This is a genomic window from Paenibacillus sp. FSL R7-0272, assembly GCF_037969905.1.
Taxonomy (GTDB): Bacteria; Bacillota; Bacilli; order Paenibacillales; family Paenibacillaceae; genus Paenibacillus; species Paenibacillus polysaccharolyticus.
Genome location: NZ_CP150221.1, coordinates 486,832 through 511,154, shown reverse-complemented (window position 1 = coordinate 511,154; position 24,323 = coordinate 486,832). Strand labels below are relative to the sequence as shown.

25 protein-coding genes are annotated in these 24,323 nt (G+C 47.7%); 8 read left to right on the top strand and 17 right to left on the bottom strand.

Annotated features, from left to right (window positions below; all coding sequences use genetic code 11):
* Positions 1-85 precede the first annotated feature (85 nt).
* The 5 genes from MKY23_RS02355 (at position 86) to MKY23_RS02335 (ending at position 4,398) form a co-directional block, all read left to right on the top strand.
* Entirely contained in the window at positions 86-1,126 is a 1,041-nt protein-coding gene (locus MKY23_RS02355; protein ID WP_154984924.1) for an ABC transporter substrate-binding protein, read from the top strand.
* 410 nt (positions 1,127-1,536) lie between these two features.
* Positions 1,537-1,827 carry an MTH1187 family thiamine-binding protein gene (locus MKY23_RS02350; RefSeq protein WP_090918785.1) on the top strand — a complete coding sequence of 97 codons (291 nt, stop codon included), beginning with the start codon at positions 1,537-1,539 and terminating at the stop codon, positions 1,825-1,827.
* Complete coding sequence (locus MKY23_RS02345; RefSeq protein WP_339834980.1) at positions 1,827-2,585, top strand: ABC transporter permease; 759 nt, start codon at positions 1,827-1,829, stop codon at positions 2,583-2,585. The genes MKY23_RS02350 and MKY23_RS02345 overlap by 1 nt, the downstream gene beginning before the upstream one ends.
* 49 nt (positions 2,586-2,634) lie before the next feature.
* Positions 2,635-3,486: an ABC transporter ATP-binding protein gene (locus MKY23_RS02340; RefSeq protein WP_154891441.1), complete on the top strand. Its 852-nt coding sequence runs from the start codon at positions 2,635-2,637 to the stop codon at positions 3,484-3,486.
* Between the two features lie 102 nt (positions 3,487-3,588).
* Entirely contained in the window at positions 3,589-4,398 is an 810-nt protein-coding gene (locus tag MKY23_RS02335) for a TatD family hydrolase (RefSeq protein WP_339834978.1), read from the top strand.
* A 321-nt stretch (positions 4,399-4,719) separates the two neighbouring features.
* Here MKY23_RS02335 and MKY23_RS02330 read toward each other — a convergent pair whose 3' ends face one another.
* The 16 genes from MKY23_RS02330 to MKY23_RS02255 all read right to left on the bottom strand — a co-directional run bounded on the left by MKY23_RS02330 (position 4,720) and on the right by MKY23_RS02255 (position 19,170).
* Complete coding sequence (locus MKY23_RS02330; protein WP_339834976.1) at positions 4,720-5,106, bottom strand: hypothetical protein; 387 nt, start codon at positions 5,104-5,106, stop codon at positions 4,720-4,722.
* Between the two features lie 51 nt (positions 5,107-5,157).
* Positions 5,158-5,901, bottom strand: a complete 744-nt coding sequence (gene nfsA, locus MKY23_RS02325) for an oxygen-insensitive NADPH nitroreductase (RefSeq protein ID WP_154984928.1) — start codon at positions 5,899-5,901, stop codon at positions 5,158-5,160.
* On the bottom strand, positions 5,894-6,490 hold the full coding sequence (locus MKY23_RS02320) for a TetR family transcriptional regulator (protein WP_145334097.1): 597 nt from the start codon (positions 6,488-6,490) through the stop codon (positions 5,894-5,896). The genes nfsA and MKY23_RS02320 overlap by 8 nt, the downstream gene beginning before the upstream one ends.
* Positions 6,491-6,648: 158 nt before the next feature.
* A complete protein-coding gene (locus MKY23_RS02315; RefSeq protein ID WP_154891443.1) occupies positions 6,649-7,809 on the bottom strand; it encodes an ABC transporter permease in 1,161 nt (386 codons plus the stop codon).
* A gap of 305 nt (positions 7,810-8,114) precedes the next feature.
* Positions 8,115-10,709 carry a heavy metal translocating P-type ATPase gene (locus MKY23_RS02310; RefSeq protein ID WP_339834971.1) on the bottom strand — a complete coding sequence of 865 codons (2,595 nt, stop codon included), beginning with the start codon at positions 10,707-10,709 and terminating at the stop codon, positions 8,115-8,117.
* 122 nt (positions 10,710-10,831) lie between these two features.
* Positions 10,832-11,032, bottom strand: a complete 201-nt coding sequence (locus tag MKY23_RS02305; protein ID WP_090918799.1) for a copper ion binding protein — start codon at positions 11,030-11,032, stop codon at positions 10,832-10,834.
* A gap of 125 nt (positions 11,033-11,157) precedes the next feature.
* Positions 11,158-11,544, bottom strand: coding sequence for a metal-sensitive transcriptional regulator (locus MKY23_RS02300; RefSeq protein ID WP_090918802.1), 387 nt, complete (start codon positions 11,542-11,544; stop codon positions 11,158-11,160).
* Between the two features lie 139 nt (positions 11,545-11,683).
* On the bottom strand, positions 11,684-12,169 hold the full coding sequence (locus MKY23_RS02295) for a GNAT family N-acetyltransferase (RefSeq protein WP_339834967.1): 486 nt from the start codon (positions 12,167-12,169) through the stop codon (positions 11,684-11,686).
* Positions 12,170-12,263: 94 nt separating this feature from the next.
* Positions 12,264-12,452: a hypothetical protein gene (locus tag MKY23_RS02290; protein WP_090918807.1), complete on the bottom strand. Its 189-nt coding sequence runs from the start codon at positions 12,450-12,452 to the stop codon at positions 12,264-12,266.
* 236 nt (positions 12,453-12,688) lie between these two features.
* Entirely contained in the window at positions 12,689-13,504 is an 816-nt protein-coding gene (locus MKY23_RS02285) for a nucleoside phosphorylase (protein WP_339834965.1), read from the bottom strand.
* Between the two features lies 1 nt (position 13,505).
* On the bottom strand, positions 13,506-14,177 hold the full coding sequence (locus tag MKY23_RS02280) for a sulfite oxidase-like oxidoreductase (protein ID WP_090918811.1): 672 nt from the start codon (positions 14,175-14,177) through the stop codon (positions 13,506-13,508).
* A gap of 25 nt (positions 14,178-14,202) precedes the next feature.
* Positions 14,203-15,126: an ABC transporter permease gene (locus tag MKY23_RS02275; RefSeq protein WP_154984937.1), complete on the bottom strand. Its 924-nt coding sequence runs from the start codon at positions 15,124-15,126 to the stop codon at positions 14,203-14,205.
* Positions 15,110-16,177, bottom strand: coding sequence for an ABC transporter permease (locus MKY23_RS02270; RefSeq protein WP_339834963.1), 1,068 nt, complete (start codon positions 16,175-16,177; stop codon positions 15,110-15,112). Before MKY23_RS02270 ends, MKY23_RS02275 begins: the two co-directional genes overlap by 17 nt.
* Positions 16,174-17,673 (bottom strand): ABC transporter ATP-binding protein, encoded by a 1,500-nt coding sequence (locus tag MKY23_RS02265; RefSeq protein ID WP_339834961.1) that lies wholly within the window; start codon positions 17,671-17,673, stop codon positions 16,174-16,176. The genes MKY23_RS02270 and MKY23_RS02265 overlap by 4 nt, the downstream gene beginning before the upstream one ends.
* A gap of 300 nt (positions 17,674-17,973) precedes the next feature.
* On the bottom strand, positions 17,974-19,005 hold the full coding sequence (locus MKY23_RS02260; RefSeq protein ID WP_090918818.1) for a BMP family protein: 1,032 nt from the start codon (positions 19,003-19,005) through the stop codon (positions 17,974-17,976).
* Between the two features lie 33 nt (positions 19,006-19,038).
* Positions 19,039-19,170, bottom strand: a complete 132-nt coding sequence (locus MKY23_RS02255) for a hypothetical protein (RefSeq protein WP_336121279.1) — start codon at positions 19,168-19,170, stop codon at positions 19,039-19,041.
* 111 nt (positions 19,171-19,281) lie between these two features.
* Between MKY23_RS02255 and MKY23_RS02250 the strand changes: the two genes are divergently transcribed.
* The 3 genes from MKY23_RS02250 (at position 19,282) to MKY23_RS02240 (ending at position 23,762) form a co-directional block, all read left to right on the top strand.
* Positions 19,282-20,709, top strand: a complete 1,428-nt coding sequence (locus tag MKY23_RS02250; protein ID WP_336121280.1) for a hypothetical protein — start codon at positions 19,282-19,284, stop codon at positions 20,707-20,709.
* Between the two features lie 245 nt (positions 20,710-20,954).
* Positions 20,955-21,548, top strand: coding sequence for a DUF5317 domain-containing protein (locus MKY23_RS02245; RefSeq protein ID WP_090918822.1), 594 nt, complete (start codon positions 20,955-20,957; stop codon positions 21,546-21,548).
* 381 nt (positions 21,549-21,929) lie between these two features.
* Positions 21,930-23,762, top strand: a complete 1,833-nt coding sequence (locus tag MKY23_RS02240) for a diguanylate cyclase (RefSeq protein ID WP_221790918.1) — start codon at positions 21,930-21,932, stop codon at positions 23,760-23,762.
* Positions 23,763-23,873: 111 nt separating this feature from the next.
* Here the strand turns inward: MKY23_RS02240 and MKY23_RS02235 are convergent, their stop codons facing one another.
* Positions 23,874-24,062 (bottom strand): hypothetical protein, encoded by a 189-nt coding sequence (locus MKY23_RS02235; protein WP_090918827.1) that lies wholly within the window; start codon positions 24,060-24,062, stop codon positions 23,874-23,876.
* Between the last annotated feature and the right edge of the window lie 261 nt (positions 24,063-24,323).

Genomic DNA, 24,323 nt, shown 5'->3' with positions numbered 1-24,323 from the left:
CCGGCGATTTATGCAAAGGGATTGGATATGAAGCCAAGGAGTACCCCGTGCCATTCGGCCGGACATAACGAAGGAGAGAAACACAATGAAATGGCGTAAAACGATGGGAATGTTACTCATGTGTGTGCTACTGGTTACCGTAGCTGCATGTGGTGGCAAAGAAGCCGCTCCAACAGAGCAGCAAGGTGCGACTGGTTCGGACCAAACCAACCAGGGGAGCGGTACTGCACTGAAAGATGTAAAGGTCGTGCTCGACTGGACTCCAAATACGAATCATACCGGTCTGTATGCAGCGGTGGACCAAGGTTTTTATAAAGCAGCAGGTTTAAACGTGGAGATTGTACAGCCGGGAGCCGGCGGTGCGGATACGATGGTTGCCTCGGGTGAGGTACCGTTTGGCGTCAGTTATCAGGAAAGTGTAACTCAGGCGCGGACGCAGGACGTTCCCCTTGTGTCGATTGCCGCAGTTATTCAGCATAATACATCCGGTTTTGCCGCTCCAGTGGATCGTAAGATCAAATCACCCAAAGACTTTGAAGGTAAAACTTACGGCGGCTGGGGTTCCCCGGTGGAAGAAGCGGTGATGCAATCCATTATGGAGGGCGAAGGTGCTGACGTATCCAAAGTCAAAAAGATTAACATGGGCGATGCCGACTTCTTCACAGCTGTGAAACGGGACATCGACTTTGCGTGGATTTTCTATGCCTGGACGGGAATTGAGGCTGAATTACGCGGAGAACCGATTGACATGTTATATGTAAAAGATTATGCCAAAGCGCTGGATTACTACACCCCTGTACTCGTGACCAATGAACAGACGATTCAGAAAGACCCTGAACTGGTGAAGGCTTTCCTGAAGGCCACTTCTGAAGGATATCAATATGCGATTGATCACCCTGAAGAAGCAGCGAACATTTTGATCAAAGCTGTTCCCGATTTGGACAAAGAATTAGTACTCGCAAGCCAAAAGTGGCTCAGCCCGAAATACAAAGATGATGCCCCGCGCTGGGGTGAACAAAAGGAAGAGGTATGGAAGAACTACACCGACTGGATGTTCAGCAAAAAACTGCTGGATAAAGAGATCGATGTAACGAAAGCCTACACGAACGAATTTTTACCACAGTAATATTAAATCTAACTGTAACCATGAACCTTGATATTTACACGTTTTGAACGAAGAGGGCAGAAAAAAATTGAAGAAGTCAACGCTTATAAGGTTTTCTAAGGAAAACCACCTCATAAGCGCGCTTTCTCTTGAATTTTTTCCACAGCTTAATGGATAAGTTGAATTTTTTGTACACAAGAAACGGAGAGGACAGAAAAAACCTGAAAAAGCGGAGCTAAAAGCTTTCTGAAAGAAAGCTAGCATCGGAAGCATACGCTTCGCCTTTATCACCGGATTTTCCCCTTTGGAAAAGGGAATCAAAAAATCTGGGGATAACAGCGATTGGAAGGTTATTCTGTCATCGGAGTGTTACAGTGTACAACGACCATATCTACTTATCCACCCACACCCGAAAGGAGCATTGATTTCTTATGGCAAGTACATTACTCAGTATTCAGGTTATTCCCAAAACACCGAACGGCGAGAACTCCTATCCATACGTAGACCGTGCCATCGAAGTGATTCAGCAATCCGGCCTGAAATATCAGGTCAATGCGCTAGATACCACCATGGAAGGCGAACTGGATGAACTGCTGGAGGTTGTTCGCAAAATGCACGAGGTACTTGTGGAAGCTGGTAGTCCAAGCATCATCTCCCAGATCAAAATTGCACATAGCCCGGACGGATTCAGCATGGATACACTGACGGAGAAATATCGCTAATGTCTACCTATTTCAAAAGTGTATGGCCGCCCCTCGTGGCGGTTATTCTCTTTATTGCGATATGGCAAGGGGCCGTCTCCCTATTCCACATTGAGAAATGGATGTTGCCCGCCCCGTCCGATATCGCTCGCGAAGCGGCGTCTCAGGCTGACCGATTGGGTATGCACGCCTCTGCAACGATTCAGCTAACCCTTATCGGATTTGTCGCCGGGACAGCGGTCGGTCTGTTCATTGCCATGGTACTGCATCTGATCCCTTTTCTGAAGTCAGCTTTGTATCCACTACTTATTCTTAGTCAAAATATCCCGACCATCGCACTTGCACCGCTCCTGCTGATCTGGTTCGGCTTTGGCCTGCTACCCAAATTGATTACTATCATTCTGGTCTGCTTCTTCCCGGTAGCAGTCGCTACCATGGACGGTCTAACACGCACGGATGCGGCGATGATGAACTATATGCGCATGGCAGGTGCGAATCGCCGTCATATCTTTTGGAAACTGGAGCTTCCGCATGCCCTTCCATCGATATTTTCCGGTGTCAAAATCGCCGCCACATACAGTGTCATGGGTGCAATCATCGCGGAATGGATTGGTGCCGACAAAGGCATCGGCTATTATATGATGTTGCAGAAATCGGCTTACCGCACGGATCGCCTTTTTGTTGCCATCATGATTATCGTGGCACTCAGCCTGCTTCTTTTCCTGCTCATTGCGCTGTTAGAGAAGCTGCTCGTTCGCTGGCGCCCACAGAAGCGCTAGTTTTGCATATCAGAGGTTAACGTATTATGTACTTAGGAAGTGATTCCCTATGAAAAGATACCCGAAGGATAAAACGAATGGTCCGGGTTCCATTTCGGTTCCTCCCGCGCTAGACATTGTTAACTTGCATGTGTCCTTCAAGGAACGGCGGCGGAAACTGTCTGTGTTGAATGGCTTGTCCCTTACGGTACAAAAAGGGGAGTTTGTCGCCATCGTTGGCCCTTCCGGATGCGGGAAAAGTACCCTGTTCCACATCATCGGCGGCCTGCTCAAGCCACAGGACGGCGAAGTGCTCATGAATGGCAAGCAGGTTACGGGACAACGCGGACATATCAGCTATATGCCGCAGCAACCTGCCCTTTTCCCATGGCGAACCATTGAAGACAATGTGTTGCTGGCAGGTGAGATCGCTTCTGCTACAGCGTTCACTGCCCCCGTTGCTCCGCGTGCCGAAGCGCTCGCAGAGGCAAGACAGTGGCTGGGCAGCGTTGGCCTTGCAGGCTTCGAGCGGGCATATCCTCATCAACTGTCAGGCGGAATGCAACAGCGTGTTGCTTTCCTTCGTGCACTGCTCAGCCCGCAGGAACTGATGCTGCTTGATGAGCCATTTAGCGCGCTCGATGCTCTGACGCGGAGCGACATGCAACGCTGGTTGCTGGATATCTGGGAACAGAATCGTCGCTCGGTGCTATTCATCACCCATAATATCGAGGAAGCACTGTTACTGGCGGATCGGGTCTATGTATTATCCAATCGACCGGCGGCTGTGCTACACGAGGTTCATGTTCCTTTTGACCGTCCAAGACGAGATGAAATAACAGAAGAGCCTGCCTTTCTCGAACGCAAACGGCAGATTGCCCAGTGGATGAAAGAAGAACAGCAGAAAGCCCGCCTATCTTGATAGCGTGGGCTTTTTAGTTATATTTTCCTAATATGGGTGATCCAACACCATGAACTCGGCGTTATATATATACATACCTACGATATAAGGAGGCACTCCCCCATGCATTCTCCAACGTTTGCACCATTAATCGATGTCCACATTCATTTTGATAAATACACACATGAGGAACAGGAGAAGATGTTGTTAAGCTTACCATCGCATCAGGTCGAAGCCGTCATTGCGGTTTCCATGAATCTGGCTTCTGCTCAGGCCAATCTGGAACTTGCTAAACAGCATCCGCGTTACATCTATCCGGCTTTTGGCTATCATCCCGAACAGCAACTTCCCTCCCTCAACGAGCAAGAAAAGTTCTTTCTTTGGATTGAAGAAAACATTGGACATGCTATTGCCATCGGTGAGGTAGGCTTGCCCTATTACAACCGTGAAGAAGCACAGCGAGCAGGCCTTAGCTTTGACCAAAACGGATATATTGATCTGCTGGAGCAGTTCATCATACTCGCCAAAAAACACCATAAACCCATCATCCTGCATGCCGTGTATGAGGATGCCGATATAGCCTGCGAACTGCTGGAGAAACATCAGTTTACACGCGCCCACTTTCACTGGTTCAAAGGATCAAAACAGACCATTCGGCGTATGGCAAACAACGGGTATTATATCTCCTTCACACCCGATATTCTATACGAGACGGAGATCCGCGAACTCGCAAGGCAATATCCAGCAGAGCAAGTGATGGCCGAGACCGATGGGCCTTGGCCTTTTGAAGGGCCGTTTCAAGACAAGATGACACACCCGGCTATGACACGTCAGGTGATTCAGGCCTGGAGTGAGGTTACAGGTATGGGAATCGAGCGAGCCACACGTCTTTTTTACCGGAACACCATGCGTTTTTATCGCCTGCCAGAATAAGAGATAAGAGAACGGGAGTAATTCATAACCCATTCCATTTGGTATGAATTATGGCGTTATGTTGTGCCTTAAGTTACGCCATTCAATTGTGTAAATAGCCTCCTCGTCTTCATAAGTAGACTCTACTAATGTGATTGGTAAACAGAGCCTCACCTTTTAACATACGGAAGAGAGAACGTCTGTACAGTTACTTCCACTTGAGAATAAAAAAACAGCGAACACTTGTAATAGAGGTGTGTTCGCTGTTTTTTTATTTATTTTCTGTCATTTGTCTGAGTTAGTGAATTATGTCTACTACGCAGATACTCTAGGATGTAAACACTATTCATTTGTTGTAAGCTCAAATTGACCAATAACTGTTTTGCCATCTTTGTCATACAGGGGAATTCGTTGATTACCTTTTTCTTTTTCCATCTGATGTTTCACTGCCTCCTCAGGTGTTGCAGGATCAGAACCAATGAGATCGGATGAGAGTACATAGCCGTTTTTGCCGTCAATACCTATTGCGGAGATTAAATCAGGTTCCACTGATGGATCTACAAATTTCCCGTAGGTTTGTCCGGACTGATTAACTTGATATACACCCTGATTTTTTTGAGCAACATTAGAATCTTTAGACTCAGACTTATCTCCAAAAACAGATACAGAGACAAGAACAATTAACGTAGCTGCAGACAGGAAAATTACAAAAGACCTTTTAAAATTCAATCAGCCTTCCTCCTCCCCTTCTTTGGTGGTTCCACTAAATACTCAGAATGATTACCGCTTCAAGAACCCTCTGCGTTCAAGGAATGCTCTCACCTGCATACGAGCAGGCTCGGTAAGACGCTTCGCCATGAGTTCAGACCACGGGGTTGCGCGCTCACCGTGGGTACGTTCTTTCAAGTATTCCGTCGTGGTCACATCATACTCCTGAACACCTTCCAGGGTCTGAGCAGGCTGGTAGTGATTATGATGTAATACCGCCTTCAGTGGAAGACGTGGCCGGATACCGGTTTCCTGATCTGCAACCCCAATACACATCCCGTATACTGGATAAACGCCATCCGGTAATTGGAGCAATGTAGCTACTTCTTCAATACGAGTGCGGATTCCGCCGATATATACAATGCCGAAACCGAGCGATTCGGCTGCAAGAGCAGCATTCTGAGAAGCAAGGGCAGCATCAATCGTAGCTACCATAAAGTTTTCGGTGGAGTCCGCATAAGACTCCTTCTCCGGAAGATGACGCGCCGCTGCATCCTTCAATCGATATAGGTCAGCACACCATACGAGAAAGACCGGACATTCATTGACATAAGCCTGGCCCCCGGCAAGCTCAGCCAGTTTGGCTTTCTGCTCTTGATCTGTCACGGCAATCACCGAATAGGCCTGTACGTTGCTTGAAGAGGAGGCCATCTGTCCTGCCTCTACAATAGCTGCGAGTTGTTCCTCACCGACCGGGTCTGGCTTGAATTTGCGTACAGAGCGATGCCTCATCATCAGTTCAATCGTTTCATTCATGGCTGTTCACTCCTAATCCTCGAAGTACGAACTCTACCGTCTCTTCGGCAAGTTCCTCTGTATTCATATCCTGATAATCAAAACCAAAACGCGAGTGCTTGGCCCGCTTATGCGCAAGTGCTACGCCCATAACCTGAAGCATGGCATAGGATGAAGATTCAATCTTGAACAGTCCCTCATCTTTACCTTGCTGTAGATACTCTCTTACTTTATTCCAGACCGGATCCAGATATTGAAACACCGTTGCAGTCCGATGAGTACGCAGCGTAATCTCCAACTGTACAATGTCACTCATCTCGCGATCCGTCATCGTAAACCTCACGACTTCACCAACAATTCGGCGGATACCTTCTACAGGGGACATCGATTCTGCAGCTAACTTACTCAGAATATGTTCAGGGAAAAAATGCTCAAATAGTGCATCGAACACTTTCTCTTTACCGCCAAAATGATAAGACACCAGCGACACATTTGCCCCCGCCTCATCACAGATTTGACGAACACTCGTCCCGTCATACCCTTGTAATGCAAAAAGTTTTTTAGCTGCAAGCAATATCCTCGTTTTGATATCCAATTCCGGTTCCGTCATTTGTTTCTCTCCTCTTATCCGTTCATGTCAGTTGCTACAGTATTTTACGCAGACTGTAGCCCTCACTTCATCCCATCTATTATATTACACCAAGCACCCCGATGAAAATCACCGGGGTGCTTGGTACAAACGACGCAGCTTCATAATGCGTACGTATATTAGCTGTTTGCTGGAGCCGGGCTTGGCATGCCAGCCGGTTTGCGCCCTTTTTTGAGCAGCGTCACAACGAGGGACAGTGCAACAGCGATCAGCAGTACAACAACGATGGAACCTGCGGCAGACTGCACGCCCGGGCCACCTAGTTGCACGCTTAGAATACCCTGAACCGCATAGGTTGCAGGCAAGTAGTGACCGATTCCGCTGTAGAAGCTGTTCAACAATTCACGCGGCACCATCGCACCGGATGACACCAGTTGCAGGGATAGCGAGATGATGTTAAACACACTTCCTGCTGGTCCAAAGCAAATCAGGAAGAACTGGGAGAAAAACATGAACGTACACAGGAACAGTGCCTGGAACAGCCAGAAGGCCACAAATCCTTGTGCAATCTGTCCCCCCAATGCCACGATCAGAGAAGAACCAAGCAAAGAAACAACCAATGCGGAACCTACATTAATGACAACTCGGGCACCAAACAATGTCATGCGAGAATACATTGAAGATAACATACCCATAGCTACTTGAAGATTCATGCCCATAATCATGGCGCCTACATAAGAGGCAAGCACCATCATCATCGGTACCATCTGATTGTTCATGCCGTTCACCGGATTAATCGATGTCGTCTTGCCTTCCACCCGGTTGGTCAGGTTCTTAGCGGCCTGAGCAGCTTGATCGGCCGAAGCACCGGAAGCGGTAAGTACAGTTTGCACGCCTTGCGCGGAAGCTTGTTTGTTAATGGTGTTGGTCACGCTCTGTGACACACCTTGCATCATACTTTTAATCGTTACCGGATTGGCTTCATTGATCGTATATTTAATCTCGGCAGTGGCGCCAGCCGTTTGAAGGGATTCATTAAATCCTGCCGGAATGTCCAGCACCATGTGCACTTGATGATGGTTCAATTGATCCAGTGCTTCAGAGGCACTCAGGTTAGCCACGGTATGGAAAGGCAATGTTTCTGCCAATCGATCCGCAATCCCTTTGGACAGTTCACCATCCTCATTCACAATAGCTACCGTTAATTCTTTCGTCCGATCGTTCACACCGGAATATGCTGTCATCCAGATCACACTAAAAATAACCTGAAACATCAGTGCAGTAACAATGCCTATGATCACTGGTGGTTTTTTAAACAATGTACGTAGAGCTTGCAACATATAATTAGGTTCCCCCATCTTCAAAATAGTTCAAATTTGATTTAAACATCCGTTTGAATCAAACGATCGTTTAAATTTTAAAGGTATATGTCTATATTGTCAATAATCTTTCGTAATATTCAGAAAAGTTGACCTTATTTTCATGAATGAAGCTGGATTTATTTTCATGAGTGTCAATCTTGGTTGGCTTATGACCGCTTTTACGTAAAAAAATACGCAGTTCGCCTTGAAGCGAGCCGCGCATTTTAAAGGATCATCATTGATCTGTTACATAGCTCTTATTACCCAAGTGTTAATCTCTTATCTTATGACTTCGTTCGAGCAAGCTTCATCCGCTGCAACCGCAGGGCGTTCAGCACAACCGACACCGAGCTGAATGCCATTGCAGCTCCTGCCAGCCACGGAGCCAGAAATCCCGCGGCCGCGATCGGTATGCCAATCACATTGTAGCCAAGCGCCCAAAATAGATTCTGCTTGATATTACCCATCGTGCGGCGGCTCATCTCGATGGCATCTGCAATGCTGTTCAAGTCACCACGCATCAACGTAATATCTGCGGCTTCCATCGCTACGTCGGTTCCGGTTCCAATCGCCATTCCGATATCGGCTGTAGCCAGTGCGGGGGCATCGTTGATGCCATCTCCAACCATGGCAACCTTTCGGCCACTCTCTTGCAATTTTTTCACTTCGGCCGCCTTGCCTTCCGGGAGAACTTCTGCCAAAACGTTCTGGATGCCCGCTTGCTCTGCTACCGCACGAGCTGTTCGTTCATTGTCTCCCGTAATCATAATGACATCGATTCCCATAGATTGAAGCCGTCCAATGGCCTCCCGAGAAGTATCCTTGATCGTATCCGCCACCGCAATGATGCCCGCCCACTGGCCTTGAGAAGCAACCAGCATAGCCGTACGGCCCTGTTCCTCCAAAGCGCTCATCTGCTGTATGCCTTCCTCCGGTACCTCTACGTTCGCATCTGCCAGCAAGCGGCGTGTTCCCACTAGAATCTCTTCAGCAGATACCGTTGCACGGACACCATAACCAGGGATGTTCTCAAACGATGCAGCTGACTCCAAAAGCAGACCTTTCTCCCGAATACCGTTCACAATCGCCTCGGCTAACGGGTGCTCCGAGCTTTGCTCTGCCGCTCCAACACGTTTAAGCAACTCTGATTCTGTCCAGCCGGGTGCAGCAATAACATCAGTTAATACTGGCTTGCCTTGGGTAACGGTCCCTGTTTTGTCGAGCACAACCGTCTGAATCTGCTGGGCTGACTCCAAATGTTCACCGCCTTTAAACAGAATGCCATATTCCGCCGCACGACCTGAACCAGCCATGACAGAGGTCGGTGTCGCCAGCCCAAGTGCACATGGACAAGCGATAACGAGCACAGCTATCGCTTTTTCCAACGATCCGGCGAAGTCCCCCGGACTTGCAAACAGATACCAGATCAAAAAGGTCAGTACGGCAATCCCCACCACAATAGGCACAAATATTCCTGAGATCACATCGGCAATCCGCTGAATAGGTGCTTTTGATCCCTGTGCCTGTTCGACCACTTTAATAATTTGCGATAGAGCCGTATCTGAGCCAACTCGGGTCGCCTGAATACGAAGAACACCGTTTTTGTTCAGCGTTGCACCCGTGACGGGGTCGCCAGGCTTTTTATCGACAGGTAGACTCTCTCCACTCAGCATGGATTCATCGACAGAGGATTGACCCTCTTCTACGATACCGTCCACCGGAATGCTGTCTCCAGGCTTTACCAGAACCAGATCACCAACGGCTACATAGGAAGCCGGAATTAGAACTTCCTGTCCGTCACGGATAACACGTGCTTCACGGGGAGCGAGTTCGATCAAGCTTTTAATCGCCTGTGAAGAGCGCCCTTTCGCCACAGCCTCAAACCATTTTCCAAGTAAAATCAACGTAATCAGAATCGCACTTGTCTCATAGTACAGCTCCACCATAGGCATAGCGGTAGCTCCTGCAGCAGTTCCTATACCCGTTCCCATTGCACCATGATCCATACTCTGACCCATACTGGCATCAGGTAAGTACCCGCTCGTGAGCGTCAGATACAGGCTATAAAAAAAGGCGGCGCTTGTTCCGAGTGCCACAAGTACGTCCATGTTAGCACTACCATTGCGAAGCGCTTTATATGCACCTACATAGAACTGCCATCCAATCACAAATTGCACGGGTGTCGCCAGTAACAGCTGGAACCATGGGTTCAAAAACAGCTCAGGTACATAAATGCCCGATGTAAAGGAGAAGTGGGCAACCATTGCCCACAATAACGGAATGGACAAGAGTGCGGAGATCATCCATTTCCATTTCTTACGCTGTAGCTCCCGTTCCCGAACAGAGGTCGATTCCTCCTGTGTTAATTGTAATGCAGCGCCGTAGCCTAACTGTTTGATTTTGGCTGTAATATCGGACGGTTTGAGGGTACCCGTTGCATATTCAATATGCCCTGTCTCCAGCGCCAGATTAACGTTAGCTTGGGTGACACCCGGCAACCGCGACAGCCCTTTCTCAATACGTGCAGAACAGGCTGCGCAGGTCATACCCGTAATATCCAGATCGATGGATTCTGTCACCGTACCGTAGCCAAGTGCCGCGACTTTGTCCCGTAATGCGTTCACACTGGTCGTTTTGGGATCATACGAGATGGTCGCCTGTTCAATGGCAAGGTTCACATTAGCTTCATGTACGCCTTCCATGCGGGACAACCCCTTCTCCACACGTGTAGAACATGCGGCACAGGTCATTCCCGTGATATGCAGGGTTGTCTTGAGACCTGAATTCTCCACAGGTACAGGAGTTGGTACAGGTTCTATATTTTCAGATGCGCCCGTTGTCATCATGTCAGCTCCTTTCGAACGATTCTCATACCCCATAGGGGTATATTTAGGACGGAAAATCAGGCTTAAACCCTCCCTTGTATAATCAAGTTCAACTGAGAATCAAGAGGTCTAAGCCTGTACTGCCATCTTTCGTTAATGAACTTCTCTCGAATCAATTAAACAACGTCGTATCCTTGATCTTCAATTGCGGCTTTGATCTGATCTACGGTAACCGCCTGCTCATTATATTCTACAGCTACTGTTCCGGCTGCCAGATCCACCTGACCATTTGCACCCGCATTTTTCACCGCTTCTTCAACGGACTTTACACAGTGATTACAAGACATCCCTTTGACATTCAACGTAACATTAGACATGTTTCATTCCTCCTCGATTGAGTATGTTCGTATTTACTATATAAATTGAACTAAAGATTATTTACATGGGCACTCCGTTTCTGTGTAAACGATTAGTTCAAAATATATAGCTTATCATCTGCACATTACTTCATCAGTTTTCTAACGGTAACCAGTAATTCATCCACGACTTCGTGTTCGCCGGCCTGAATACGTTCCACAATACAGCTCTTCATATGCCCTTCCAGCAAAAGCTTGCCTACCGAATTGAGCGCTGACTGTGCTGCTGCGATCTGGGTTAACACATCATCACAGTATGTGTCCTTATCAATCAGCCCTTTGATGCCGCGAATCTGACCCTCGACCCGGTTCAAACGAGAGATCAGGTTGCCCTTCATCTCCTGCGAATGGTGGCTTTTACGAATGGGCTTGCCGTCTTTATCGAGGTTCACGGCGTGACATGAATCCGCTTGTTGCTCGGACTGCTGTTCCGCAGTGTATACCGGCTCTTCGGGATGGCTTTGATGTTCCATCATAACACCCCTTTTCTTTCGTTCTTCATTCAGATTAACATACCCCCACGGGGTATTCAAGGACTTATTTTATTTTATTATCGAACATTTTGTGTATGTAGTCTTCATGCTCATACTTATTCCACTACTCGAATTACACTTATAATGGAAACTCCATTCTGCTGCTACGCACCCTTAGCCCCATCTGTTCATAAAAAGCCTGTGCATGCGAGTTGAATGTAGAAACCGTTAATTCTAAGTGGTCTGCCTGAAGCTCTCTTCCCAGATCCAACATGGTCTGCATTAATCGTTTGCCTGTTCCATGTCCTTGGTGACTTGAATCCACCACGAGTTCGTGGAGATATAACATCCTGCGATCCGCAAAAAGCGAATGATCCTGAATGATGCTCAGCTGTGCGCTACTGAAGCCGACAATTTTACCAGCCTCTACGTGTTCCGCTACATAGAGGTAACGATCATCCTTCGCAAGCCAATCGGTATACTCCTTTTCCCCAAGCCTGGGGTGCAAAGGTTTGTAAATGTCCGGTCTTGCCTGTACATGTAACTCGTGTAATTGATCCAACAACGTAGATACACCAAGATAGTCAGCAAGCTGTGCTTTTCGGATCTGTATGGTATTCTTCATATTTGTTCCCTCCGCCTTTCCTTATTATGTATTTATAATATTATACTAGGACGAAAAAGCAGATACCCTAAGGTACCTGCTCTGTCGATTAATACTATTTTTTGGAGGTTGTATTGATTTCTTCGTTATAAGCAACCGGTGATGGTTTAGCTGCCCAATCATCCGCCTGTGGCTCAATGTCCACGCCATTCAAGATCTTCTTTTTCTCCATCAAAGAGTCGCCATCTTCATCCAGTTTATTGCGAAGTTTTGCTTCATCCTGAGGTTGATTGTTCTGTGTCATCGTGTAAATCCTCCTTTTGCAATCTCATGTTGGATTCTGTTCCTGTATATAATTACCCAATGATTTCAAAATCATTCTGAGCTACATCAGCTGAACAAAAGTTCTTACACACTGCACTCCGATGATAGGATATCTTTCCTCGATGTAAAAAAAGACGCCCCCCGGCCATATTCATGACCGTAGAAGGACGTCTGACAAAATGTCCACTCTCAGTGGACGTTCACATTATGTTTAAGCTATCTTGTCGCCTGATCTTGGCGAGCAAGTGTAGCAAGTGCGCGTAGCGCTGCATTGATCTCGTGCTCCACAGCCTTAGCGACCGCATCGGTATGCGGATCATACTCGGCAGCAAGATCACTGTCTGCGAAGCCGTCAATCGCTACAATGGCTCCAGCCCGTGCACCACGCAAGGTGCTTACGATATAGAGTGCAGCGATCTCCATCTCGGCTGCAAGTGCTCCAGCCTGCTTGTACTTGCGGTGTGGAATCTCCTCCACTCCTGTGAAGAATGCATCCAGTGTTACCGTGATTCCCACACCAACCTTGGTAGCGCCTGCTCCTGCTCCTAATACTTCTCCAGCTTCTGTTACTGCCTCACCACTCACAGCCTCACCTTTACCACTGCCTGTCTCACGTACAGCAGCAACCAATGCGCTGGTCACATCAATATCCGCCACCGCCGGGAAGCCATCTGGTACTAGCTGACGTGTCAGCCCATCGGAGCGTACAGCCGCAGTGCTGACAATAACGCTACCTGCTGGATAATCGGCTGTATATGAGCCTGCTGTGCCTACACGAATCAGGGTTATCACTCCTGCGCGAATCAATTCCTCGAAGCACACAGCTGCACCCGGTGAACCTACCCCATGACTAACCACCGCCATCTGAATGCCTTCATACTTACCTACAAATGTACGATACTCGCGGCTGAACGCGAGCTCTCTCGCATTCTCCAACTTTCGAGAAATTTTCTCCGCACGAGCCGGATCACCGCACACGATAGCATACGCTGGCATATCTTCCGAATGAATCTGCAAAATCGGCATCAACATCTTAATCAAACTCCTTCTTCGTCCACTCGTCCTCAGGAATCGGCAGATCCTCACCCGAGAAACGCTGTTCCTTGAACGGATCGGCAAAATGGTGGAAACCATTGCTTTCCCAGAAGCCGTTGCGATCCTCTGTCATAAACTCCAGCCCACGCACCCACTTCGCACTTTTCCAGAAATACAGCTGTGGCACAACCAGTCGCAGTGGGAATCCATGCTTCGGCGTTAGTGGCTCACCGTTATATTTGAACGCAAGCAATACATCATCATGCATCAGTTCTTCGAGTGGCACATTGGTCTCATAATCATGGTCCGCATGAATCATGACGTACTTCGCTTCTGGTTTAACCCCCAGCAGCTTCATGAATTCCGAGAAGCGGATACCCTCCCACGGTGTATCAAATTTTGACCAGCGGGTAACGCAGTGAATATCACTTACCATGTTCACCTGCGGCATCGCTTGAAGCTCAGCCAGAGAGAACACCTTCTCTTCTTCGACTTCACCAAAAACCTTCAAATCCCAAGTGGAAAGGTCATACTCCGGCACTTCCCCTTCATGCAAAATCGGGAATTTCTCCGTCAGCACCTGACCTGGCGGCAACCGATCTCCGTAATCGGCGCCAGCTTTCGGTGGTGGTGTTTTGGTTTTTTTCAAACGCTCAGCTTTGTTATGCACGTCCCTGATTCCTCCTTTGCTACAATTAACGTGAGCTTCCGCCTGCTTTCAATGCATCCTGCGCATACGTCCGGTCTTTGAAAAAGAACATCGCCACCAGTGTTACAATATACGGCAACATCATGGTGAAATGGGTTGGCAGAGAGAAGCCTTGCAGACGAATACTGAGTGCTTCCATGAATCCAAAGAGTACACTAGACCCCATCACCCCAAGCGGGTTGGCTTGTCCCAGCATCGTAGCAACCAAAGCGATGAAGCCGCGACCTGCGGTCATGCCTTCGGTGAACATCGTCACCTGACCAAGGGACAGCTGCGCTCCAGCCAGTGCACACAGTACACCGCACATCAGTACAGCACCATACTGAATGCCGCGTACCTTGATGCCAATGCTCTGGGCCGCAATCGGATTCTCGCCCACGGAACGCAGACGGAAGCCGGATACACTTTTAAATAGATAGAACTGTAAAGCAATAACAATAATAATGCCTAGATATACGAGTGGGCTATGACCAGATAACACCGTGCCCACCCAAGGAATATCCTTAATCAGCGGAATGTCCAATTTCGGGAGGCCCACCATATTTTTATCATAGTATGCACCTTTTACGTCGAAGATTGCCCGCAGGGCAAAGGTCGTGAGTCCCGCCGCCAGAAAGTTCAACGATATACCGACGACGATGGCGTTAGCCTTGAGATTAATACTTATAAATGCAAAAAGCGCCGAGAACAGCATCACGATAATAATCGAAAACAGTACTGCCAAGAGTACATTGCCGAACAAGTAATTGCCCACAATCGCGGAGAATGCCCCGATCAGCACCAGTCCTTCCAAACCCACGTTAAACAGACCGACGCGCGAACATAAAGCCCCGCCAAGTGCTGCGAGCAGAATCGGCGTCATAATCCGCAAGGTTGAGCCAAACATGGCTGCATCAAACAGTTGTTGCATTGGACTTTTTCTCCTTTCTCCGCTTCAGGAAGGAATAACCGATCTGTGCCGAGACAAACAGTGTCAAGACAGCCTGAATTACGCTACCAACTTCCAGAGGGACATCCGTATTCCGCTCCATGCCCATCGCCCCTGTCTGTAACGCCGCGAGCAGAATAGCTGCTACAGCTGTCCCCATTGGGTGCGAGCGTGCCAGCAATGTAGCCATGATGCCGCTCCACGCATAACTTGCCGAGGATAACGAGCCATCCAGGAAACGATACTGCGTACCTAGCACTTCGCCAGCACCCGCAAGACCTGCAAGTCCACCACTAATGACCATGGACAGCATCATCATACGAATCCGGCGAACACCGCCATAAGCCGCAAAAGACGGATTGCTACCCAGCATACGAATTTCAAAACCCGTCACCGTTTTATGCGTAAACCAGTAGATCACCATCGCCGCTATAATCGCTATAATGAAACCCGCGTGCAGTCCCATACCCTGAAATAGCTTCGGCAGCCAGACACTCTGATCAATCATTGGTGTCTGCGCCATCGCTGCTGATCCTGTCTTATCTTTGAATGGATACGAAACCATATATCCACCAAAATACGTCGCAATATAGTTAAGCAGTAGTGTGGTAATCAAAAGGTTCATGCCAAAGCGTGCATCCAGCCACCCTGCAAAAAGGGACCACACACCGCCGGCGATAATTCCCGCCAAGATGGCAGCAATACATACGAACCAGCCCGGCCCTGGCAGATAAAGCGCCGTGAGCGCCGCACTGAGTCCGCCCAGAATCATCTGGCCTTCCGCACCCATATTGAAAAATCCGGCGCGGAATGCCAGTGCAACACCCAGACCCGCCAAAATAATCGGCGTGGCACGTGCCAATGTATTGGTGAAGAAGTAGAAGTTACCGAAGGCACCCTTCCACATCTCGGCATACGTATCTATGACATTGCCGCCAACGACCAGAATGGCGATCGCACCGGCGAGCAAGCCAATCAATACGGCAAGTAGCGGCTGCACAAGTCCGCGAAGTGTTTCTTTTACCCGATTCATACCCGCTCTTTCCCTCCTGCCATCAGCAAGCTGATCTGTTCTTCTGTCGCTTCCGCTGCCGGAAGTTCTCCGGCAATCTCGCCTTCATACATCACGATAATGCGATCCGATAATTGCAAAATCTCTGACAACTCGGATGAGATCAACAGGATACCTGCTCCCTCATTCCGCTTGCGCAACAATTCCGCGTGAATAGTCTCCATTGCACCGATATCTACCCCACGTGTAGGCTCTGCTGCAATCAGAAACGGTGTATCCTGCGCAAATTCACGTGCAGCAATCAGCTTCTGCAAGTTACCGCCCGATAGAAATTGGGCTTTTGTTTCCGCCGAGCCTGTCTTGATGCTAAACTGTTTGATCCAGCTTTCCACCATTGCTTTGGCTGCTCTGGCCTTGATCATGCCCCGCTTTTGCAGACGATGATGGTGCCCCATCAGTCCGTTCTCCTTCACGCTGGCATCCTTCGCTGCCCCCCACATATAGCGGTCTTCCGGAATATGGGCGAGACCATGCTCCCGAATCCGGCGTACCGGCCAATTGGTCGTGTCCTGTCCGGATAGAAGCACTCGCCCTCCATCCGGCTTCCGCAACCCGGCAATCACCTGAATCAATTCGGATTGACCGTTACCGGAGATGCCCGCAATCCCGACAACTTCACCTTTGCGAACCTTCATATGAATATTATTAAGTGCAGAGCGGTCTTTGGCTCCCGAGAGTTGAACAGCTTCCACCTGAAGCACAGCTTCACCCGGAACAGATGCGGGTTTGTCCATTCGCACCAGTTCACGCCCGACCATCAGACGTGACAACTCCTCTACATCGGTATCATTCGCTTCTAATGTACCTGTGACTTGTCCATCTCGAAGTACGGTGATTCGATCCGCAACATCCATAACCTCTTGCAGCTTGTGTGTGATAATGACAAAGGTTTTGCCCAGCTTCGCGAGCGATTTCATATTCGCCAGCAGTTCTTTCACTTCAAGCGGAGTAAGCACCGCCGAAGGTTCATCCAATATAATGATGTCTGCTCCCTGATGCAGCACTTTAAGAATTTCTACACGTTGTTGCATACCCAGGGGACATTCTCCAACTCTTTTCCACGGGTCGACCGGCATGCCGTATTGTCTGCCCAATTCATCGACCTGAGCTGCCGCTTTTTTTCGATCAAATACCCCTGCCGCCGCAGGTTCACGTCCAATGACAATATTCTCCGCTACCGTAAAGGATGGAAACAGCATGAAATGCTGGTGCACCATGCCAATCCCGCTCGCCATAGCCTGAGATGGTGTTGCAAAGCTTACCTCGCGCCCACGGACTTTAATCGTGCCTGTTGTCGGTTGCTCCATCCCGTACAGCATACGCATTAGCGTCGTTTTCCCTGCTCCATTCTCTCCGACGAGAGCATGAATCTCCCCCTCGCGCAGATTAAAATGGATATCCTTGTTCGCCGTGAAGCTACCGTATTTCTTCGTAATTTGCTCCATCTCCAACAGCATATCTTGCGTTCGCTCCTCTCGGTTAATATAAGTTCAACGTGAAATGGTTACACTGGGCACTCCGATGTAGCTTTCTTGCAGAAAGCTTTCAGGCAACCACTTCGCTTCTCCAGGTTTCTTCTGTCCTCTCCGTTATGGTGTAAACGTTAAGTTCAACATATATGGTCACTGTAACAGTAGCAAAACCGGCTGCCTGGTTGGGCAGCCGGCTAACTAGATGGATTACACATCCGTCAATTCATTGCTCATTCTTCATATGAAATATTTCAGATCATATATAAGAAGTGATTTATATCCTTACTATTGTTGCAATGGATCTTTAACTACAATCTTACCGGATACGATGTCATCCTTGATCGCTTTAACTTTGTCGATAACCTCTTGACCAACAAATGCATTCAATGGAGACTCACTGTCACGCGTAACGTATGTCAGGCCTACACCGTCTTCTTTCAAGCCGTAGTTCACTGCGCCTGCTTTGAATGTACCTTCCGCAAAATCTTTCACGGTCTCATAAGCCACAGTATCCGTAGATTTCAACTGGGACAGTACGATATGCTCCGGATCTTCTACTGTACGGTCTGTATCTTGTCCAGAAGTGTAGAAGCCTTTTTCTTTTGCCGCTTCGAACACCCCAAGATCACCTACAGCAGATGCACCTGCGATGAAGTCAGCACCTTTGCCGAATTGCACCAGTGCCAATTCTTTCGCTTTAGCCGGGTCATTGAAACCACCAACATAGTTCACCAGGAATTCTGCTTTTGGATTAACCGACTCCAGACCTGCTTTGAAACCTTCTGTATATTTCTTAATCAAAGGAATGTCCATTGCAGCGACCATACCCACTTTATCCGTTTTCGTGGAAAGTCCGGCAGCAGCACCCAGCAGGTACGCTCCTTCATATTCACGGAAACCAACGCTACGAACGTTAGGCAGATCAATCGCTGTGTCTACAATCGCAAACGACTTGTTTGGATTCTCGGCAGCAACCTTTTTGAGTGCATCTTCTGCCTGGAACGTTGCTGTAATAATCAGATCATAATTCTCAGCAACAGCTGCACGCAGGTTTTGCTCGAATGCTGCAGGGTCTGTTGATTCAATCGTTTTGGTATCCACCTTGAACTCTTTACCTGCTTTTTTGAAGCCTTCATCCATTTGTACAAAGAAAGGGTTGACCCCTATTTTTTCAGGAAGTACCAGTGCCATTCGCAGGGATTTTTCAGAATCGCCGCCTTGAGCGGATTGTTCGTCTTTAGTAGCTGATTTCCCACAAGCGGCCAGCAAAATAGACAACATAACAATTGATAAGACGAACGATAAACCTCTTTTCATTTTGAAAATTCCCCTTTTCAATAATCTTTTTTATTATCCTAGCGGATAATGTCGATCCTTGTCAATAAAACTTTCAGCGTATACACTCATATGGAAGATCATCGTAACAACACTGGTTTCCATACTCTGGAAACCGCATTGCAACTGGCTTTTTTCCGTTGACATTTGGCGCGACTCCGTGCTAAAGTCAATCCAATCATTATATTCTGATAGGATTTGTCAGGATTATATTTCATTCACCTATCATTTCCAACCTATTTTAAGGAGGCTTTTCATTTGAAAAAGATCACCCAGATTACGCTGGCAGCCCTGCTCGCCGCTCCGGTAACCCTCGGCAGTCTCAGTCTGCCCGCTTCTGCTTCTGCAGCATCCGCAACGCCAGTTGCACCTAAAACGCTACAAGTGAACACCCCTGCAGCAACAGCACCAGCTGGCTACACAGAGAGTGCAGCAGATTTCGCTCAATTCCTGCAAGCCAAGTACGGTGTCCAATTGCCACAGCAATCATCCAAGGGTGATTTTATCAAAGCCATAGCAGCCATTACGGAAGCAAGTTCCGCCTCCACTACAAGTACGGATGCCACAAAGGCACCTGCCTTCAGCGATCTGAAATCGGGTGACGACGCCTACGAGGCAGCTGTTGCGCTGTTCAACAACGGTGTGTTATCAACAACGGAGGTACGTGCGAAAGATCAACTGAGCATTTACACAGCGGTATTTCTCGCCGTCAAGGCAGCTGGTTTCAAAGAACTCTCTTACACCTATCCTGCGGACAAAACAGCGAAGGCCCTTACCAAAGCAGGCATCAAGCCGAATCGCTTGCAAGGACAAGCTGGACAAGAACTGGCCGCGGCCATTGATACAGGACTTGTTCCGGAGAGTCTGTATCCCGCTCTGGTTAAGGGCGGCGCAGCAAGCAAGGATGCAGCGAACATTTTGCTTGGACGTGTGTTGATCAGCCAAGGTAAATATAAAAATGAAATCGGACGCTCCAATGATGCAGATATCTACTCCAAGCTCTATGCTGCATATCGCACGGCAGATCTGATTGAAGCTCCGGAACTGAGAAAGATTGTAGATCAGGCGCTACGTGAGGATCTCGTTACAGGTTACAACCTGAAAGACAGCCGATTTGACTCCAACTTTATCGATGAACTGACGTTAACTTATGGTCATGATAGCATCAATCATGCAGTACAGCTGATTGGCCTGCTTCGTAGCGAAGGCATCGATGCCGATGTACAATTCCAGCCGAAGACATCTGCTTTTATCTATTTGAAAGAGTGGGGCGAGCCGAAAGAAACACCAGATTACAAAGTTACGCAGATTGAGAATGGCAATTACATCGCTTATGCGAAGGAATATGACATTCAGTTTGAATTTAACAACACGGCGGACAAAGCCCGTTTCAACGACATCGTTCTGAAATTTGCTAAAAAGAACAGCAACAGCCAATCTCCACTGATCATCAACTCCTGGTGGCAGCCGCTGTATTACTCACCAACCGCACTGGCTAATTTCCCAGTGATTACAAACAACAAAATTACGCTTGGTCATTATTATGCCCAATCTTTCTCACTTAAAGAAAATGCCAAGGCTATTCAGGAAGGATTCCGCAAGCTGGCTCCTGAAGCAGACATCACCTCATACAACTTCTGGGTGGATCAGCCTTTCTTTAATTACTTGAATGGTGGTTCCGAGTAAATATCGCCCTAGATAAACACTTGACTGAAATTATCATTTTTTAGCAAAATATAAAGCCGTCTTCACCGATTCGGATTCAGGTTTCGACCTCTATTTTTCGGGAAGACGGCTTTTATATATGCATTTACAAAATTCTTCTTAAAAATCATTTTGACCATGCAGGAATTGCCAATATCAGGTCGAATTTCTTATGTACACAAACACGCAAGTATCGTTGCGCACGTCCGCAAGAACAGGGGTTAATCATGGTATACGACGGTATTCTGATCGGCTTGATTGTTGGTCTATTCAGGGGTGGGGTCCGCTATGGGCTCAACCAGTTTGCAACACTCCAGCTACGCGGCGGCTGGATCTTCCCTCTACTGTTACTCTTCCAGTTTGGCATTTTCTATATGCAGGAGCGGTTGAGCTGGGTAGCATCCATTAATGGTTATCTGTTTGCCGCTGTTTATATCACCGGCCTCATCTTTTTATGGCTCAACAGACATCATCGGGGGTTCACGCTGATCTGGATCGGGGTGTTTCTCAACTTCATCGTGATGGCTTTTAATGGTGGTCGCATGCCCGTCTCCGTTGAAGCTTCTGCTGTGCTTGGGCCTTATTATGTCGATCTGCTTCGGGAAGGCACCGCCGTATCCAAGCATTATATGATGGACGCATCAACCCATCTTGCCTTTCTCGGCGACATCATCCCGCTATCGAGTCCATACCCACGAACACAGGTCATCAGCATTGGTGATGTCGTGATGAATGTTGGCATATTCCTGTTTATCCAGTACATGATGGTGAATCGGGGCAAAGAAGATATATCGTCCGCAGAAACATATCAAACCCAGTGAGAATTGGGTGAGCATCGGACCAGACTCCAAGGAAGGGAGGTCTTTTCCATGAAGAAATTCGAGGGTATTAAATATTCCCGCATTGTTATCAACGCCATCATCGTAGCGTCTGTCGTTGTAGCACTTACTTCGGGATACAAGCTTGGCGGTTAGGTTCTGCTGCCACACCAGACAAACAGGCTGCGAGCGGCCTGTTTTTTCTTGCTGGATTTTTGGAAGCGAACTTGTTATGTTAAAAAATATATAGTATATACCTATACAACAATAACCAATATAAATGCATCGAGCAGGAGTCTGTTATCTTTATAAGATGTCGTGATACTGCACCTTTCGTTTATACCTAACATCACGAGTTGACTAAATCCAAGCAGGAGATTTTCTATGAACTTTATTCGTAACCTTTTCCGCAAAGCAGATCGAAGCATGATGTATGTTGTTTTGCTTAGCTGCACCGGGGTTGGCGTTTTTATCTATATGAACCAGTGGTCTTATGTACATCTGACTACAACCGATTGGGTCATGGTTTATACCATGCTGGGAGCAGCGCTCATCCTCGACTATTTTACGTTCCAGATTCCCCCGAAGGGTAACCAGCAATCGATGGATTCCTCTGTGTATCTGGCCTGCATATTTATGTTTGGCGGGGCATTCAGCCTCTCGGTGTTGTTGCCGATTTCTATCATTTTATTAATTAAAGACCGCAAGCTTGCCTGGTGGAAACATGTTGTCAATTTCAGTATCTATAGTCTCATGATCACCGGAGCCGCCACTGTGTTCGAATGGACAGGTGGTCAGGTCGGAGCGATTGATAGTTACAACCTGATTCCATATGTTGCAGCGCTGGCTGCCTATTTTATTATTAATACCATTACGCTAGGATTGTTCTTTCATTTTTCAACCAAAGATGCATTACAGCAGATGAAACGGGCATTCGTAACCGAATCCCTCCTGGTCTACCTCTGTACACTTATTTTGGCGCTTGTGCTCACCATTCTGGTTGTACATAACGGTGTGCTTGGTCTATTTTTATATCTCAGCCTCAGCATCTTGTTATCTCATGCGTTCAAGCAACTGTTCATCATGTACCAGTCCATTGAAGAAAAGGCAAACTCGGATCAGCGTACAGGATTGTTCAACCATAGCTATTTCGAGAGCATGCTGGAAACGGAGCTAAACAAAGCTCGTACGCAAGGAACGCCCCTCTGTCTGGGATTGCTTGATATTGATGATTTCAAAAAATATAATGATCAGTTTGGTCACCTTCAAGGTGATAGTCTGCTGGCGTTGCTTGGGGATTTTCTCATTCGCAAAACCGAAGGCACATCCGTTACCGCTTTTCGATATGGTGGAGAAGAATTCACGTTGCTCATGCCAGGCATGGAACTCGATGAGTCTTACAGATTTATGAATAAGTTACGCAAACAGCTGAATGATACCCCCTTTGAAGGGGTAGAGGTATTACCGCATGGCTGTCTCTCTTTCTCTGCCGGAATTGCTGCATACCAAGTGGATATGTATAACAAGTCTCAACTGGTGGATCAGGCGGACAAAGCGCTTTACTACGCCAAAAAGCAAGGCAAAAACAACGTACATCGCTATGGTAGCAATGACGGTATGGAGCACGAGATTGATCTGGTTCAAGACGTCCGCGACATCGAGCAACAGCTGAACCTGTTTCAATACAAGGATATGGATACGTTCAAACATTCCAAACGGGTCTATAAATACGCGCTCGATATTAGCGAAGTGCTCAAACTAGACAATGCAGAAAAGCGGCGTTTCGTGCTTGGGGCGCTGATTCACGATATTGGCAAGCTGGAGATCCCCTGGTCTATATTGAACAAAAGAGAAAAGCTGACATGCGAGGAATGGGATACCATCAAGGGTCATGTGACTTGGGGCAAAAAAATGGTGATGACAAATGATCGCTTCGCCGATCTGATTCCGTATATTGAATTGCATCATGAGCGCTATGACGGCCATGGCTATCCTTACGGCCTGAAGGGTCATGAAATTCCTAAGCTGTGCCGGATGCTGACCGTGATCGATTCCTTTGATGCCATGACCACCGAGCGACCTTATCAGAAAACCAAAAATGTGGATGAGGCCATAGAGGAATTGCGGGCATGTTCAGGTACGCAATTTGACCCGGAACTCGCGGAGTTGTTCATTCGGTATATCGAGAAACGAGCGGCTCATCAACTATTGCAGTAGTCTGATATATGCATAAACGCCAAAGCGCTATCCCATGAGGGATAGCGCCATTTTCATTTTTCATCGTGATGTGAAGTGTAATTTGATTCATCGAATGCATCAGGGGCCTGTTCAGTCTTGTGAAGACTCTTCGTTACTCATCGTATTCAGTTCATGCGAGGTCTGATGCAACTCTTTGATCATCTGTTGCAAAAACATGTTGTCTTGGCGACTGATCCCGTGCTGATTGTCTTGAACAAGCATCTGGTGAATGTTCTTCTTGAGCAATTCACTGCGACGTTCCAATACTTCTTGACTCATGTTGCTGCGTCACTCCTTAACATGTTTTGTAATGATTTTGCGTTCTATATAAGTATAGAGTACCTTCCCTCATAGCGAAAACGGGCAGAGCCCTCCTGAGCAGAGCACATCAACCCTCACCTAGCGTGACAGTATTTCACCCCTCTGTGTTCTTAGATATCCTTCTAAATACTCCATGATGCTCCCCCATTTCCTGTAAACAGCCCGGACTAGGGTCTTGGACAAGGTTGCGTTATAATGATCCCATTACCCTCATTGTGG